This window comes from Sorangium sp. So ce1153 (assembly GCF_051521595.1).
Taxonomy (GTDB): domain Bacteria; phylum Myxococcota_A; class Polyangia; order Polyangiales; family Polyangiaceae; genus Sorangium.
Genome location: NZ_CP150361.1, coordinates 11,935,595 through 11,951,185, shown reverse-complemented (window position 1 = coordinate 11,951,185; position 15,591 = coordinate 11,935,595). Strand labels below are relative to the sequence as shown.

Genomic DNA, 15,591 nt, shown 5'->3' with positions numbered 1-15,591 from the left:
ACCGACAGCCCGGGCGCACGTAGCCGGCGAGCGCGCGACGTCAGCGGCGCAGGGAAATGACGTCGATGGACGGCCCGGCGGAGATCCTGATCTCGCTCGCCCGGAGAGGATCTCCGTCGAGGATATAAGGTCCCTCGTCGAGCGACGTCGCGCTGGTCGAGGCGCCGAATCGGACCGTGAAATCACGGACAAGATCGTCGAAGTGGTCCTTGCCGCCGATCCGGCAGCCCGCAAGGACGAGCGGCGCCCGGGGCCCCAGGCCTCCGGGAGGCAGGGCGCTGGCGACGAGGTGCGGGCGGTCGAGATCCTCGCCAGCGCGGTAGGTGACCAGCATGTGGATCCCGAGGTCGCGCACCACAGACGAGCAGATCAGCGACCAGGCGCGCGGGGCGAGCTGCCGCCCCTCCACCTCGATCGTGCACGGCAGCGGGTCGAGGACCCGGCGCGCGCAGGCGCCGCCGTAAAAAGACTCGACGAACACCCGCGCCACGATGCGCGCTGCGGCGGCGTATCCGTCACCTCCGCGCTCGTAGTAGACATCGAAGAAGCTGGCCACGAGCCCGGTGCCGAAGATGAAGCCGATGCGCTCCTCGACACCGCTGCGCGTGGTCGCGCGCGCGCGCAAGGTGGGCCGGCGGACGGCTCCACGGACAGCGGCGCCGCTGCGAAGGTCGCGGTGATCGCGGACGATGCGCGCGAGGAGCGCAGCGGGATCGCCGCTCATCCCCCAGTTCCGCGCGACGGTCGCGACGGTGCCGCCTGGCAAGAGGGCAAGCGGCGGCAGGGAGCGCTCGCCGAAGGCGCGGGCGAGGGCCGTGACGCCCGCCATGAAGCTTCCGTCTCCGCCGGAGATCGCGACGAGATCCGTGCCCCGTCGGGCGATCCGGTCGCAGACGTCCGCGAGCTCTGTGACGCTCGAGGTCGGGTGGAGCTCCGCCCCGCCAGCGCACGCGGCCGCCATGCGATCGATCAGCGCGGGCCTCGCCCGGTACCGGCGCGCTCGGGTGTTGGCGATGACGTCGATACGCATGGTGCCGGAGCGTGAGCGCGCCGTATAGAACGGATTCCCGGGGTGGTCGAGCCGAAGGGGCTTCGAACGCGAACTTCGGCGCGCTAAGAGGCGCCTCATGCACCGCGTGCTCCTCGGGTCGATCCTCGCCGGCCTCCTCTCGCTCGCCGCGGTCGCCGGCTGCGCGAGATCAGCTTCGGTTCGCGCAGCCGAGGCGGGTCGATTTGACGAGCTGCGCCGCACCCTGGACGACGAGCTGCGGCGCGGCGCGCTGGACAGCGATGAGGCGCGCGCGATCGCCCGCGCGGTCGCAGAGGGGGAGATCGCCCGCGCCACGCCGCCGTCCGGGGTCGAGCGCCTGCGCGAGCTCCGGACGTGCGCGCGCCCGCTGGAGGATGCGCTCACCGAGCGTGCCGAGGGCTCCGGTGGCATGGCGACGGCCGCAGCGATGATCCTCCTCGAGGCAGGGCTCACGAAGCCCGCGGGCGTGAAGCGGTACGCCACCGACGCGGCTGCGGGGCGGAACCCCGGCGAGGACGCAGCGCTCCGCGCGCTGCAGACGCGCGCGCTCGTCACAGCCGAGGACGGCGCGCTGCGCCGCGCGCGGATGCTGGACGGAGATCAGGAGGTGCGCGCCTCGGCGCTCCGCGCCGCGAGCGAGGCAGCGGACCCGAACGATCGGGGCGCGCTGCTCGAAGCGGCGCGGCTCGACCCGTACCCGCTCGCGCGGACGCTCGCGATCCGCGCCGCGGGCGCGCTCGGCGGTCGAGAGATCGTGCTGGCCCTGCGGGATATCTGGGTCCTCGCGGATGAGCCGGGGCGTGAAGCGATCGCCGAGGCATGGGCGGCGCCGCGCGCGCTCGACGCCGGCGGACGCGCGCAGCTCCTCTGGGCGATCTCGACCCAGCGCGGCGCGCCCGCGATCGCCGCCGCGCGCGCTCTGGTGCGCGCGGGCCGCGATGGCGCCGGGGAAGCGGTCGCCGTTCTGATCAACGCCCTCCGCACCAGCCAGAGCAGGGATCGCATCTACGCGATCCTCTCCGTGCCGCTCGAGGACGCTGCGGCGCGGGCCGCGCTCCTCGAGGCGCAGCGCGATACAGATGACGCGGTCGCCTTCGCCGCGAACGCCCGCTACATCGACGCTCCGCCGCGCGTCGTCGCAGCGCGCGAGCGCGCCGCCGCCGTTGCATGGTTGATGAGGCTCGCCTCCGGAACCTCGACACGCGCGGTCCTCGCGCGGGGAGTCCTCGCCCGTGCAGGCGTTCGCGCGGCGGTGCCGCTCCTGGAGCGCGACCTCCGATCGCAGGAGATCCCGGTGCGCGAGGCGGCGGGGACAGGCCTGGTCGAGCTCGGCGAGCTCCCGCGCGCCGCCTTGCTCCTCGCCGACGCCGAGCCCCAGGTCAGGACCTCGGTGGCCTGCGCCATCCTCGGCGCGTCCTGATCGCGGCCGGCGCCCCGCCCGGGCTCAGAACCGCGAGACGAGCTCGAGCCGCGCGCCCTCGAACCGCGGGAAGAACCGGCACACGCCGGAGACGCAACGCAGGCCCCCGCGCCGCTGGCCGACGAAGAGCTGCACCGTGTCGACGATCTGCTCGAGCGCCGTCTCCCTCGATCCGGATTTCCACTGCAGCCCGCCGTTGAAGAAGTGGCAGAGGTCGCCGTCCTTGCCGGGCTCACACCCGAGCTCGGACGTGTACTCGTGGCCGAAAATTGCAGCGAGGTGGGGCGACCACTGGAGCGCGAGGTAGTTTTCCCCTTCGATCCAGGGCGACTCGAAGTTCTCTGGCCGATAGCGGCGACGGCCGTTGCCCTGCAGCTGGACGGAGAACGCGCCGGCGAGGTGCTTCACGACGTCGTAGCGAACGTAACCTTCGCTGTAGAAGGTGTGGTCGGTATCGGCCTCATCGGAGTGCCGAACTCCAGCCCACGCGCGCACGTGCGAGCGGCGGCGGTCAAAGTCGAGCTCGGTGCCTGCCGCGGCGTCCCACGTGTCGGTCCGGTTCTCGTCGTCCGTCTCGCACTCGTAGTTCGCCTTGCGCTCCGAGAAGCTCACATAGTGACCGAGCCAGGCGTAGATGGCTGCGCCCCGGTTGAAGCGGTAGTCGACGCGCCCGCGGCCCCCCGTTACACAGACGTTGGGGGATCCGATCGGCTCCACGTAGACGGGCTCGGCGGTCGGAGGCTGGTTGTACGCCACCCCTTCGAACTCTGGCGCGTTGAACCCCGGGTTCGAGAGCACGGAGACGTCGATGTTGGCCGAGAGGGGGAAGAACCGGCGGTAGTGCTTCCCTTCGAGCGAGACAGCGAGCGGCCCGCTGCGCCCGTTCGCCGCCACATAGACGGCATAGCCCGACAGGTCCTCCGCTGGCACGTTCTCCCGGAAGAGGTGACCTCTGCGGAGCTGCTGGCCGGCCACCTCGACGTACACATCCCCGCGCTCGGCGATGGACGGTATGCTCACCGAGCCGCTGAATGTCCGGATCGTGTCGTGCTGCCGCGCAGGGGGGGCGCTGACGACGTTGAACTCCGGGAACTCACCGCCGCACAGGCGCCGCGCGGCCTGCGGGTCCGCGCCGCCCTCGGCCAGGCACCGGTTGAACTCCTCGGTGTACGACTTGCGCAGCAGCAGCGCGCCGTTCGCGGCGATCTCGATGCCCTTCACGCCCGCTTCCAGGCGTCCGCCGACCACCGTGTCCTCCAGGTAGTTCGGCCGCGCCGCTTCGATCACCGGGCGGGTGCGGGGGTTCCCCTGCGCATCCACCGTCGTCTCGCTCGTTTCCAGATCGTCGGCGCCAGGGAAGCCGAAGAAGAGCGGCGACCCGTCTCCGTGGAGCCGCCTTCCGCTCGCGTCGTCCACGCGCAGGGGGTTCATCTGCCCGGCAATGGCGGTGGCCTCGAGACGGAACAGCTGGAAGTCCTTGTCGAGCACGAGCCTGCCGCCCCTCAGGGTCGTGTCGATGGCCAGCTCGTCCATCTTGCGCACGCTGAGGACGAGGCCGCGCCCGAGCTGGGCGTAGACGTCGCCCACCGTGGCCTCGATGCTCGGCTGCGTGTAGGTGAGCCACAGCTTCGCCGGATAGACCGTCGTCAGATACCGGGAGTGGAGCTCCCGCGCGGCATCATCGAGCGCGAAAGAGACCTCTTCGTCCAGGACCTTCTGTTGCAGCTCGAGGCTGGTCGACGAGGGCCTCGCCACATAGAAAGAGGCGTTGAGCCGCGTGCCGAGCTGGAAGCGCCACCAGCTGATCTGGGCGTCCAGCCGATCGAGGATCTCTCCGTAGTTGTCGTCGAGGTAACGGGAAGGATACCGGCGATCGTCGTTGCGGTTGTCGAAGTGGTAACTGACGGCCGCGGTGTTCACGACATCGATCGAGACAGGTTCCCCGCCGACGTTCGGGAGCTCGACCGCTACCGCCGGGCCGGCCGCGAGGAGGAGCGCCGCGGTCAGGCAAGGACGGACGGCGTGGAGCGGGCTGCGCACCGTCTGGTCCTACCACGGACCCATGAATCGTGGAGCGGCGATCGAGCGGCCCGCCGGTGGGCGAACGCGCGCCGGGGGACCGCCTCCGACGCTACTGGCCGGGGGACCGCCTCCGACGCTACTGCTGGACGAGCGCCTTCTCGACCTGCTCGGTGAGCACGGCCTCGTCGCCGGGCTGGTACCCGCCGCGCTTGTGGAGAATCGAGCCGTCTCGTCCGATGAGCACGGAGAACGGAAGCTCGCGCTTCGGGTTGTACTTGGCGGCCACGGTCGTCTCCTCATCGAGCAGCACAGGGAAGATCATCTCCCTGTCATGGACCGTGCTGCTCACCTGCGCGCGAGACTCCGGCCCGTCGAGCGACACGGCGAGCACGACGAACCCTTTGTCCCTGTGCTTCTTGTAGAGCTCGACGAGGTGGGGCATCTCCGCCAGGCACGGATCGCAGGTGGTCGACCAGAAATCGATCAGTACGACGCTCTTGCCGGCGTAGTCCGAGAGCCTGACCGTCTTGCCGTCGAGGGCGGGGAGCGAGAAGTCCGGCGCCGGGCTCGCCGAGGAGCCGCCGGAGGCTGCTCCGCACGAGGTGGCAGCGAGGCTGAGGAGAGTGAACGCCAGCGAGAGCGCGTAGCGAGGTGTTCGGTTCATCGGGGGCTTCCGTAGCGAATGGCCCGGCCTGAGCGGCGGACCGGCATGAGGCTCAACGTCGCGGGCGCCTGTCGCGCCCTGGCAGGGTGTTCCACACGGGCGCGTCGTCACGTGGCTCGGCGGTGCGCCCACGGCGATCCGTTCAGATCTCGCCGTTCATGATCTTCTCGAAGGTTCGCCAGAAAGTGCTGTTCTCCACGGGCACGCCGGCGACGACCTCGACGATCGTCATGTCCTGCGTCTTGACGAGCATGTTCGCAGGGAACGCGTCGGCCTGGAAGAGCGCGCCGAGCTTGTACGAAGGGTCGATCGCCGACGGGTACTTCACCTCGTACTGGGTCGTCCAGCGGTGCAGGTCGCGCGCCACCGCCGGCTCGCCCGGATTCCTCCCGTCCGCGAGCTGAACCAGGAACTCGCCGCCCTGCGGCTGATACTTCTCGTAGAGCCTGGGCAGGACCGACTCCGCCTCGTCCTTGCAGGGGCCACACCATACGGACGAGACGTCGATCAGCAGCACCTTCGGCTTCGGGTCGCCAGCGCCGTACTGCGAGCCCTCGGGAAAGACCTCCGTCCCGGTCGGGTTGTAGAAGTCGGCGAGCTGAATCGGCTGCATCGTGTCGTTGTTTGCGTGGGCGTCGGCGTACCCGACGAACTGATAGTTCGCGATCACCCGGCCGGGGTTGATCCCATAGGGGCCTGCAGGGTAGCGAGCAGCGTTGGCCGCAGGTTGCCCCGTCCCCTCGGGAAAATCAGGAGCCGGTATGGGATCCTCTTCTCCCGCGCAGCCGACGAGCCCCAAGGCTGCCACGAGGCCAAGGCCCATCCCACCGAGAACAGCGTCCATTCGCATGATGCCACCGCCTGAAGTATGGTGTACGAGTGCTCATTCTTCTGGGCGGCCCCGGGGGCGTCAAGGGCAACCTTGTCGAGCCCGCTTCGCTCGGGGGGTTCTTTCCGCAATCTCCGGTCAGGCCCGCCGTGCCTGCCCCGATCCGCGGGCGTTTCCCGCGCTGAGGTCCTATGCAGCAGGTTGTCGCCTCTCAGAGCGCCCATCGGCCCCGTCTCCGTCGTATCCACGCGTTCCTGATGCTCGGCTGCCTGGCGATGGGGGCTGCCGGCGCGAGCGGCGCCTGCTCCTCGTCGGACACTCCGCGAGACGAATGCTTCGGGGGGGTCGTCGTGGACGGGGTCTGCGAGGGCAAGTGCAGGCCCGATCGCTGCGTGGAAGGGAACACCTGCGTCGGCAACCGCTGCGTGCTCAAGTGCAGCAGCCACCTTGAGTGCATCCCTGGTCTCCAGGACTGTATGCCGGCCGAGGAGGACGACACGAAGGCCGAGATCTCCGTCTGCAGACCAAACGGGAAAATCGTGGGTTTCGGGGCCTCCTGTCCGTTCGGCTCCGAGTGCGCCCAGTTCGGGCGCTGCCCCGACAGCACGCCGTGCAACCCGGTGCAGTGCAACGGCAACCCCGGCGAGTGCCAGCGCGACACCGCGGTATGCGGCGACGACCCCGCCTGCAGCGCCGGCAAGTGCAGCGACGGCAGCTACTGCTTCATTCCGACGTGCGCCCCCAGCGAGTGCACCTCGCTCGGCCTCGAGTGTCTCGGCAAGGGGGAAGGGGACGCGGAGGCCTACTGCACGCAGCCGCACTGCGCGGAGGACGCGGACTGCCCCGGCGGCTTCGAGTGCGCGCTGACCCGGGATCCTCACGCGATCTGCGGCACGGACAAGGGGAATAACAGCTTCTGCGGTGAGACCACCGAAGACTGCATCGACTCCTCGACGCTCGGCGATGGCAACTCCTATGTCGAGGGGCCGCTCTGCCTGCTGCGCACGACCTGCGTGAAGCGCGCCCAGTGCGCGCCGTGCAGCTCCGATCTCGACTGCTCGCTCGTGCAAGGGCAGCGCTGCGTCACGATCGGCGGCGAGAGCCGGTGCGCCCGGTCGTGCAGCGCGGACCCGGACTGCGACCTCGACTACCAGTGCGAGGGCGGCGTGTGCACGCCGCGGTTCGGCGCCTGCGTCGGGGAGGGCAACTTCTGCGAGCCGTGCCGCAACGACAAGGACTGCGGCGGTGCAGACTCCACGATGGAGTGCACGACGACGCTGCGCGGCCAGCGCGCGTGTATGGATGCGGCGTTGCCCGTCCGGTGCACCATGGACGACCCGGCCACACCGCTGAACGAGAACAACGCAGAGGACGTCTGCCCGAAATCGCCCGGCGGGCTCGCCGGGGAGTGCGTGTGCGTCGAGACGAACTCGGGCGGGGACTGCGTGGACTCGCGCTGCTACCTGCCGTCGCGCCTGCTCGACCCCAGGGATCAGGGCTCCAAGGTCGTCACCTGCTGGTGAGGAGGCCGGCCGGGCGCAGGGCGGCCGACGTGGCCCTCCGCCCGGGCGGTGAACCGAGCGGCCACGGGTGCGCCGCGCTCGCCGGTTGACGTGAATCCCGAGCAGTCCTAACTCCCTCCGCCCATGCCCATCACGAAGGACGCCGCGCTCGCCGCGCTGGCAAAGGTCACCGCTCCGGACCTGCAGCGCCCCCTCACGGAGCTCGGGCGCGTCCGGGATCTCTCGGTCGAGGACGGCGCGGTGTCGCTCACCGTCGAGCTGACCAGCTACTTCAAGCAGCGGCTCGCGGCGGACATCGACGCGGCCCTGAAGGGCGCCGGCGCGAAGGAGGTCCGCGTCGCATGGGACGTCAGCATCCCGACGCGCACCATCCTGCCGGACGATCCGTCCCCGGGCGTGCGGAACATCGTCCTCGTGATGAGCGGCAAGGGCGGCGTGGGCAAGAGCACCGTCGCCGCGAACCTGACCCTGGCGCTGAGCCGCGAGGGGGCGAAGGTCGGCCTGCTCGACGCGGACATGTACGGGCCGAGCGTCCCGACCATGCTCGGCGTGATGGGTCGCCCGACGTCCGCCGACGGACAGAAGTTCCTGCCGCTCGAGCGCTTCGGCGTGAAGCTCATGTCCATCGGCTTCCTGCTGGAGGATCCGAGGTCGGCGGTCGTCTGGCGCGGGCCGATGCTCCAGAACGCCCTGATCCAGTTCATGCGCGACGTGGAATGGGGTGAGCTCGATTACCTCGTGCTGGATCTGCCGCCGGGGACCGGCGACATCGCGCTGACGATCTCCCAGAAGATGAGGACCACGGGCGCGATCGTCGTGACGACGCCGCAGGAGGTGGCCCTCCAGGACGTGTACAAGTCCGTCTCGATGGCCCAGAAAGTCGGGATCGCCCTGCTCGGCGTGGTGGAAAACGAGAGCTACTTCGTGTGCGACGGGTGCAGCAAGCGGCACGAGCTCTTCGGGGCCGGCGGTGGGCAGAAGATCGCCGAGTTCGCCGAGGCGCCGCTGCTCGGCCAGATCCCGATGGACGCCGCCATCCGGGAGTGGGGCGACGCCGGCACCCCGGTCGTTCAGGCTGCCCCGGGCAGCCCGATCGCACGCGCTTTCCTGGATGTGGCGGAGCGGCTGGCCGCCCAGGTCAGCGCCCACGACCTCGCGAGCGGGGGCGGCCTGCGCATCGATCGGAGCGGCGGGACCAACAAGCACCTGCCCATCATGCGGTAGGCTCTCGCGTAAACGTCCCGGGTACGTTATGGTTCCGGCCCCTTCCCCCCCAATCAAACCGAGGGGGCCGCTGGAGAGAACGCGAGCACGTTTCGCCCCCATCGGCATGCGTTTTCGCGCGAGGCGCGGATGAATACCCACGAAAATAACACCACGCCGGCGGACGCGCCGGCAGCTCCGGCCGACCAGGGCGGCCCGCTCGAGTCGTCGAACGCTGCGCCCGAGCAGGCAGCCCAAGCTCACGAAGCGGGGTCCACCCCCCCGCCTGAAGCGAGCGGTGCGCCCGGCGGAGAGACATCGCCGCAGGCGAGCTCGACCCCATCCGAGGCGACCCCCGTCGCAGCGGCAGCCGCCGCCCCGGCGAGCGCTGCCGATGATGACGACGACGACTGGGAAGAGCAGCCCGGCGATGACATCGGCAATCGCGTCCCGGGCCTGCCGCGGGACGATATAGGGAACCGCAAGCCGGGAGCCCCGGGCAGGCGGAACCCTCCGGCGGCCGCGAAGCCGGCGCAGGGCGCGAAGCCCGCGCAAGCCGCGAAGCCCGCGCCCGCCGGTGAGGCCGGCGCGGCCCCGTCCGCGGAGGGAGGCGCCGGAAAGAAGCGCCGTCGCCGCCGTCGCCGCAAGGGCGGGGACGAGGCGGGCCAGCCTGGAGCCGAGGCGGCCGAGGCGGCCGGAGCCGCTGGCGAGGTCGGCGAGGCGGGCGAGGCGGAGCCGTCCGACGCTGCAGAAGACGAGGGCGAGGAGGAGCAGGCGGCCGACGAGGCGGGGGGACAGCCCCAGCCCGGCGGTGAGAAGCGCAAGCGCCGGAAGGGGCAGGGCGCTCCGCCGCCGCGCGAGCGCCCGGCCTTCAGCATCGGCGAGGAGGTGTTCGGCAAGGTCAGCAGGATCACCGACCACGCCATCTGGATCGACATCGCCGGGAAGGCCACGGGGCTGTTCGATCGGCGCGAGATCGTCGATGAAGAGCCTCCCGTCGATGGCGATCAGTTCATCGCGACGGTGGCGAGCACCGGGGTGCGCGGAGGCATGCTCCTCCTGTCGCGGGCGCCGGTGCAGCTCGATCAGGCGCGCGCGCGCGCAGAGGCGGCGCTCCAGAGCGGCGAGGCGATCGAAGGGTTCGTGACCGGAGCGGTCAAGGGCGGGCTCGAGGTCGACCTCGGCGGTCTCCGCGCCTTCGCGCCGGCGTCGCACGTCGACCTGCGCCACGGGGCCGACCTCAACTACCTCGTCGGCCAGCGGCTCGACTTCATCGTGACGCAGTTCGCGAAGAAGGGGCGCGACATCGTCGTGTCCCGCCGCAAGATGCTCGAGGAAGAGAGCCGGCGGGCGCGCACCGAGGCGCTCACGTCGATCGAGCCCGGCTCGCTGCACAAGGGCGTGGTGCGCAAGGTCGTCGCGTGGGGCGTGTTCGTCGCGCTCCCCGACGCCGGCGGCGTCGAGGGGCTGGTCCACATGAGCGAGGCGAGCCACGACCGCGGCGCCAAGCTGGCCGACCTGTTCAAGCCGGGCGCCGAGATCGACGTGAAGATCCTGCGCGTCGACGACAAGGGCAAGCTGTGGCTGAGCCGCAAGGCCGCCACGGTCGACCCGTGGGACGCGGTGAAGGACAAGTACGCGGTCGGCTCGCGCCACAAGGGCAAGGTCGCTCGCCTGCAGCCGTTCGGTGCGTTCGTCGAGCTCGAGCCGGGCATCGACGGGCTCATCCACACGGCCGACCTCTCGATGAAGCCGATCCAGCACCCGAACGAGGTCGTGAAGGTCGGCGACGACATCGACGTGGTCGTCGCGACCTGCGACGCCGCGGCCCGGCGGATCGGGCTCCACCCCGCCCCGCCGGAGGGCGAGGAGAGCGAGCCGCGCCAGCGCGTGCAGCAGGGCAAGGCGGTGAAGGTCGCCGTCACGCAGGTGACCGAGGGTGGGCTCGTCGTCCGGGTGCTCGGCGCCACGGGGCGGGCGGCCCGCGGCTTCATCCCGGCCGGCCACACCGGCACGCAGCGCGGCACCGACCTCCGCAAGGAGTTCCCCATCGGGGCCCAGCTCGACGCGAAGGTCATCGAGGTGGATCCGCGCCGAGGCGAGGCCAAGCTGTCGATCCGCGCCCTCAAGGAAGACGCCGAGAAGCAGGCGTACCAGCAGTACCGCGCGGGCGTCGCTCGCGAGGCCAAGTTCGGCACCTTCGCCGACCTGATGAAGAAGAGCTGAGCTGAGAGGCGCGCGCCGCCCGCGCGGCCGCGCCTCCGCCTGCCCAGGGCGCCGCGGTGGCCCGGGGAGGTGCGCGCTACTCGCGCCCGAGCGCGTTCACAGGATCCATGCGCGCTGCCCGTCTCGCCGGGAAGAACCCGAAGACGAGCCCGATGGCCGTGCTCACCCCGAGCGCGACGCCGAGCGCCACTGGCTCGAGCTTCATGGGCCAGCCGAGGGCGCTCGAGAACCCGAGGATGACGCCGTAGCCGAGCGCGCTGCCGACGAGGCCTCCCAGCGTGGCGAGCACGAGCGCCTCGATCAGGAACTGCAGCAGGATGTCGATCTCGCGGGCGCCGATGGCCATCCGGATGCCGATCTCCCGGGTGCGCTCCGTGACCGAGACCAGCATGATGTTCATGACGCCGATGCCGCCGACGACGAGCGACACCGCCGCGATGCTGACGAGCAGCGCCGAGAGCGCCGCGAAGATCGCGTCCTGCATGGCCTGGAACTCCGCCTGGCTCCGGACGGCGAAGTCGTCCTCGTCGTTCTCGCCGATGCGGTGCCGCTGCCGGAGGATCGCCTCGGCCTGCTGCCTGGCGCGCTCGGACGTCTCGGCGGACGTCGAGCTCAGCAAGATCGCGTGCACCTCTCCCGGCCGCGTCGCGACGACGTGCGACCGCATCGTGGTGATCGGCATCAGCAGGATGTCGTCCTGGCTCTGTCCGAAGGGCGACGCCCCCTTCTCCTCGAGCACGCCGACCACGCGGTAGGCGTGGCGGCCGACCCGCACCATGCGGCCGATCGGATCGAGCGATCCGAACAGATCCCGCGCGGTCTGGGCGCCGATCACGGCGACCTTCTCGGAGAGGTTCTCCGAGGCGGGGCTCCACGGCTCTCCCTGAGCCACCTTCCAGTTCCGGATCTCGAAGTAGCTGAGGCGCGTGCCGACGAGCGTCGGGCTCGCGTTCTGGCCCTCGTAGATGACCTGGGCGCTCGACCTGAGGAACGGCGCCGCGATCCGGATGCTCGTCGACTCGCGCACGAGCGCCTGGGCGTCGAGCTCCGAGAGCTTCGTGCCGGTGGTGCTGCGGACACCGGAGGCGCGGGCGGAGCGGGCGAAGACGATGAGCGAGTTGGAGCCGAGGTTCGAGATCTGCGCGTTGACGTTGGCGCGCGCGCCGCTCGCCAGCGCGGTGACGGTGACCACGGCCGCGACGCCGATCGTGATCCCCAGGATCGTGAGCCCCGCGCGCAGCTTGTTCCGGCGGACGGCGCGCAGCGCGATCACGATCGCCGAGAGGATGCGGGTGAGCGCCGCGATCACTCGTGCCTCAGGGCGGTGATGGGATCCTGACGCGCGGCGCGGCGCGCCGGGAAGAACCCGAACACGACCCCGATCGTCGCGCTCGTCCCGACGGCGACGACGACCGCGCTGGCCGGCAAGGTCATGCTCCAGCCGAGCGCCGCGGCGAAGACCTTGATGATGCCGAGCCCAGCGCCGAGGCCCATGAGGCCGCCGATGAGCGACAGGGTGATCGCCTCGACGAGGAACTGGACCAGGATGTCGCCCTCCGAGGCGCCGATCGCCATGCGGATGCCGATCTCGCGCGTCCGCTCCGTGACGCTGACGAGCATGATGTTCATGACGCCGATGCCGCCGACGAGGAGCGACACGGCGGCGATCGAGGACAGGAGCATCGTCAAGGTGTCCAGGATGCGCTCCTGGGACGCGCGGAACTCCGCCTGCGTGCGGATCACGAAGTCCGGCTCATCGTCCGGCGCAACCTCGTGGCGCTGCCGGAGGATCCTGTCGATCTGCTCCACCGCGCGGTCGACGGTGCGCTCGCTGGTCGCGGCCGCGAGGAGCATCTGCACCCTGCCCGGCGCGCTCGGGATGACGCGCGATCGGAAGCTGCCGATCGGCATGAGCAGCCGATCGTCCTGGTCCTCGCCGAAAGGCGACTGGCCCTTCTTCTCGAGCACCCCGATCACCCGGAACGGGTGCTTGCCGATCCGGAGGTACTGCCCCACGGCCTCGCCCGAGCCGAACAGGTTCTCCCGGACGGTCTCGCCGATCACGCAGACCTTCGTCTTGAGCTGCTCGTCTGCTTCGGTCCAGCCTTCTCCCGTGGCGACGCGGTACGAGAGGATCGTGAGGTAGCTCCGCGTCACGCCCATGACCTGGGTCGCGACGTTGGCCTCCCCGGCCACGATCTGCATCGAGGTCGAGCTGAACGGGCTCAGCGCGGCCACGCTGGTCGACTCCTCGAGGATCGCGAGCCCGTCGGCCTCCGACATCCTCGCGCTCTCGCGCCGCCTCAGCCCTGACGCCTGCGTCGACTGCGGGAAGACGTAGATCGAGCTCGCGCCAAGGCCCGAGATCTCTCCCAGGATGCGGTTGCGCACGCCCGTCCCGAGCGCCACCACGACCACGACGGCCGCGACCCCGATCAGGATGCCGAGCACCGTCAGGGCGGCGCGGAGCTTCGATCGGACGATGGCGCGCAGCGCGATCCGGACGGCGTCGAGGTAGCCCCTCACGGCGCCTGCTCGCGCGCTTCCGCCTCGGGGCGCGGCAGCGCGGCCAGCGCCTCCGCCGCGTCGACCGGGCGCTCGTTCCTGAGATCGCTGCGGACCTCGCCGTCGCGCATCGTGATCACGCGGCTCGCGCAGGCGGCGATGTCCGGCTCGTGGGTGACGAGGACGATGGTGATCCCGTCGAGGTTGAGGCGCTGCAGGAGCCCGAGCACCTCATAGCTCGTGCGCGTGTCGAGGTTGCCCGTGGGCTCGTCGGCGAGGAGCAGCGGCGGGGAGGTGACGAGCGCCCGCGCGATGGCGACGCGCTGCTGCTGGCCCCCCGAGAGCTGGTTCGGCGTGTGGTGCAGGCGATCGGCCAGCCCCACCGCGCCGAGCGCCTCGAGCGCCCGCTTGCGCCGCTCCGCGGCGCCGATGCCCCGGTAGACGAGCGGCAGCTCGACGTTCTCGAGCGCCGTGGTCCGCGGCAGCAGGTTGAACCCCTGGAAGACGAACCCGATGAGGCGGTTCCTCACGATCGCGCGGGCGTCGTTGCTGCGCCGGGTGACGTCGAGCCCGTCGAGCCGGTAGGTGCCCCGGGTCGGCCGGTCCAGGCACCCGATGATGTTCATCAAGGTGCTCTTGCCCGAGCCGCTCTGCCCGACGATCGCGACGAAATCGCCGTGCTGGATCGTCAGGTCGACGTGGCGGAGCGCCCTCACGATGACGGCCTCGGTCGTGTAGTCCTTGCCGACGCTCGAGAGCTCGATCAGCGGCTCGTCTCGGAGCACCGCGGCGACGCCTTGGCCCTCTTGCAGCATCACGCCTCAGAACAGCCGGGGGCCGCGCCCCCTGCCGCTCGCGGACGGGCTGTCGTTCTCGTCGGTGACGACCTTGACCGGGCCGAGGTCCGTCGACAGCGCGGTGAAGATGCCGTCGGTGATCCCGACGTCGACGACGCGCGGCTCGATCTTCTCCGCGCCGGGCGTCGCGTCGGTCAGCACGTAGACGCGACCCTTCTTCGGCGGGAGCGGCTCGAGGGGCGGCCCCTTGATCTCCTTGCCGTCCTTGTCCCGCTCTGGAGCCGGCTTGAACCGGAGCGCCGCGTTCGGCAGCCGCCGCACCCCCCTGGCCTCGCCGGACCGGATGCTCACCGTCGCCGTCATCCCCGGCCGCAGCTTGACGTCGGGGTTGTCGACCTCGACGACCGCCGCGTAGGTCACGACGCCGGACTGGTTCAAGGGGCTGTAGCGCACCTGGCTCACCGTCCCCCGGAACGTCTCGCCCGGGAACGCGTCGACGCTGACGTCCGCCTCCATGGCCTCGCGGAGCCGGCCGACGTCCGCCTCGTCGATGTCGGCGAGCACGCGCATCTTGCGAAGATCCTGGGCGATCACGAAGAGCGTGGGCGCCTGGAAGCTCGCCGCCACGGTCTGCCCCGGGTCGATCGCGCGGCTGATGACGACCCCGTCGATGGGCGAGAAGATGCGCGTGTACTGGAGGTTCGTCGTGGAGGAGCGGAGCACCGCCCTGAGCTGCGCCACCTGCGCCTTGGACGCCGCGAGATCGGCGAGCGCGACGTCGTAGGCGCCCTGCGCCGTGTCGAGATCGGCCTGCGAGCCCACCCCCTCGACGACCATCCGCTTCGCGCGATCGAGCCGCTGCTTGGCCGTCCCGAGCGAGGCTTCGGCGCGCACGACGCTCGCGCTCGCCGCCTCCAGCTGCGCCTGGTTCGAGTCGATCTGCGCCCCGAAGAGCGTCGGATCGATCTCCGCCAGCACGTCGCCGGCCTTCACGATGCTGTTGAAGTCCACGTAAACCTTGGTGATTCGCCCCGAGACCTGCGCGCCGACCTGCACCTCGGTGAGCGGCTTGACCTGCCCCGTCGACTGCACCACCTCGATCACGTCGCCCGTGGTGATATCGCCCGCGACGTAGCGCGGCGGCGGCGGCGGTCTCGTCTGGATCCGCCACACGACGACCGCCGCGACGAGCGCCGCGATCGCCGCGAGGGCGCCGAGCCGACCGAGCCACCGCTTCGTGCCCACCCGGGAAAGCTCCTGCTCCAGGCCCTCCCGCCCGCGCCGCGGCGACGGTGCGCCCTCGCCGGGGCCCCGGGGCGAAGCGCCGTGGGGTGGAGGCGCGGCAGAGGCCGGTCGAGCCCCGCCCGGCGAC

At 70.9% G+C, this 15,591-nt stretch carries 12 protein-coding genes; 4 read left to right on the top strand and 8 right to left on the bottom strand.

The window, feature by feature from the left end:
• Positions 1 to 40: 40 nt before the first annotated feature.
• A complete protein-coding gene (locus WME85_RS43405) occupies positions 41 to 1,030 on the bottom strand; it encodes a diacylglycerol kinase family protein (protein ID WP_437830097.1) in 990 nt (329 codons plus the stop codon).
• Between the two features lie 97 nt (positions 1,031 to 1,127).
• Between WME85_RS43405 and WME85_RS43400 the strand changes: the two genes are divergently transcribed.
• A complete protein-coding gene (locus WME85_RS43400) occupies positions 1,128 to 2,450 on the top strand; it encodes a hypothetical protein (protein WP_437830096.1) in 1,323 nt (440 codons plus the stop codon).
• A gap of 24 nt (positions 2,451 to 2,474) precedes the next feature.
• Here WME85_RS43400 and WME85_RS43395 read toward each other — a convergent pair whose 3' ends face one another.
• From WME85_RS43395 to WME85_RS43385, 3 genes are all read right to left on the bottom strand, one after another.
• A complete protein-coding gene (locus WME85_RS43395) occupies positions 2,475 to 4,490 on the bottom strand; it encodes a hypothetical protein (RefSeq protein ID WP_437830095.1) in 2,016 nt (671 codons plus the stop codon).
• 118 nt (positions 4,491 to 4,608) lie between these two features.
• Complete coding sequence (locus WME85_RS43390) at positions 4,609 to 5,136, bottom strand: TlpA disulfide reductase family protein (protein WP_437830094.1); 528 nt, start codon at positions 5,134 to 5,136, stop codon at positions 4,609 to 4,611.
• 142 nt (positions 5,137 to 5,278) lie between these two features.
• Positions 5,279 to 5,944 (bottom strand): TlpA disulfide reductase family protein, encoded by a 666-nt coding sequence (locus WME85_RS43385; protein WP_437830093.1) that lies wholly within the window; start codon positions 5,942 to 5,944, stop codon positions 5,279 to 5,281.
• 278 nt (positions 5,945 to 6,222) lie between these two features.
• Between WME85_RS43385 and WME85_RS43380 the strand changes: the two genes are divergently transcribed.
• The 3 genes from WME85_RS43380 to WME85_RS43370 all read left to right on the top strand — a co-directional run bounded on the left by WME85_RS43380 (position 6,223) and on the right by WME85_RS43370 (position 10,917).
• Positions 6,223 to 7,488, top strand: coding sequence for a hypothetical protein (locus WME85_RS43380; protein ID WP_437830092.1), 1,266 nt, complete (start codon positions 6,223 to 6,225; stop codon positions 7,486 to 7,488).
• Between the two features lie 123 nt (positions 7,489 to 7,611).
• Positions 7,612 to 8,712: a P-loop NTPase gene (locus WME85_RS43375; protein WP_437830091.1), complete on the top strand. Its 1,101-nt coding sequence runs from the start codon at positions 7,612 to 7,614 to the stop codon at positions 8,710 to 8,712.
• A 129-nt stretch (positions 8,713 to 8,841) separates the two neighbouring features.
• Positions 8,842 to 10,917: a S1 RNA-binding domain-containing protein gene (locus WME85_RS43370; protein WP_437830090.1), complete on the top strand. Its 2,076-nt coding sequence runs from the start codon at positions 8,842 to 8,844 to the stop codon at positions 10,915 to 10,917.
• Between the two features lie 76 nt (positions 10,918 to 10,993).
• Here WME85_RS43370 and WME85_RS43365 read toward each other — a convergent pair whose 3' ends face one another.
• Genes WME85_RS43365 through WME85_RS43350 form a run of 4 tightly spaced genes read right to left on the bottom strand, consistent with a single transcriptional unit; the run spans position 10,994 to position 15,464 of the window.
• Entirely contained in the window at positions 10,994 to 12,226 is a 1,233-nt protein-coding gene (locus tag WME85_RS43365) for an ABC transporter permease (RefSeq protein ID WP_437830089.1), read from the bottom strand.
• Complete coding sequence (locus WME85_RS43360) at positions 12,223 to 13,443, bottom strand: ABC transporter permease (RefSeq protein WP_437830088.1); 1,221 nt, start codon at positions 13,441 to 13,443, stop codon at positions 12,223 to 12,225. Before WME85_RS43360 ends, WME85_RS43365 begins: the two co-directional genes overlap by 4 nt.
• Positions 13,440 to 14,237: an ABC transporter ATP-binding protein gene (locus tag WME85_RS43355; protein WP_436620656.1), complete on the bottom strand. Its 798-nt coding sequence runs from the start codon at positions 14,235 to 14,237 to the stop codon at positions 13,440 to 13,442. Before WME85_RS43355 ends, WME85_RS43360 begins: the two co-directional genes overlap by 4 nt.
• Positions 14,238 to 14,243: 6 nt before the next feature.
• Positions 14,244 to 15,464: an efflux RND transporter periplasmic adaptor subunit gene (locus WME85_RS43350; protein ID WP_437830087.1), complete on the bottom strand. Its 1,221-nt coding sequence runs from the start codon at positions 15,462 to 15,464 to the stop codon at positions 14,244 to 14,246.
• Positions 15,465 to 15,591: the final 127 nt, after the last annotated feature.

Coding starts and splice junctions, on each gene's coding strand:
- WME85_RS43380 (WP_437830092.1), top strand. CDS start 6,223: ATGCTCGGCTGCCTGGCGATGGGGGCTGCCGGCGCGAGCGGCGCCTGC.
- WME85_RS43405 (WP_437830097.1), bottom strand. CDS start 1,030: ATGCGTATCGACGTCATCGCCAACACCCGAGCGCGCCGGTACCGGGCG.
- WME85_RS43355 (WP_436620656.1), bottom strand. CDS start 14,237: ATGCTGCAAGAGGGCCAAGGCGTCGCCGCGGTGCTCCGAGACGAGCCG.
- WME85_RS43390 (WP_437830094.1), bottom strand. CDS start 5,136: ATGAACCGAACACCTCGCTACGCGCTCTCGCTGGCGTTCACTCTCCTC.
- WME85_RS43370 (WP_437830090.1), top strand. CDS start 8,842: ATGAATACCCACGAAAATAACACCACGCCGGCGGACGCGCCGGCAGCT.
- WME85_RS43375 (WP_437830091.1), top strand. CDS start 7,612: ATGCCCATCACGAAGGACGCCGCGCTCGCCGCGCTGGCAAAGGTCACC.
- WME85_RS43400 (WP_437830096.1), top strand. CDS start 1,128: ATGCACCGCGTGCTCCTCGGGTCGATCCTCGCCGGCCTCCTCTCGCTC.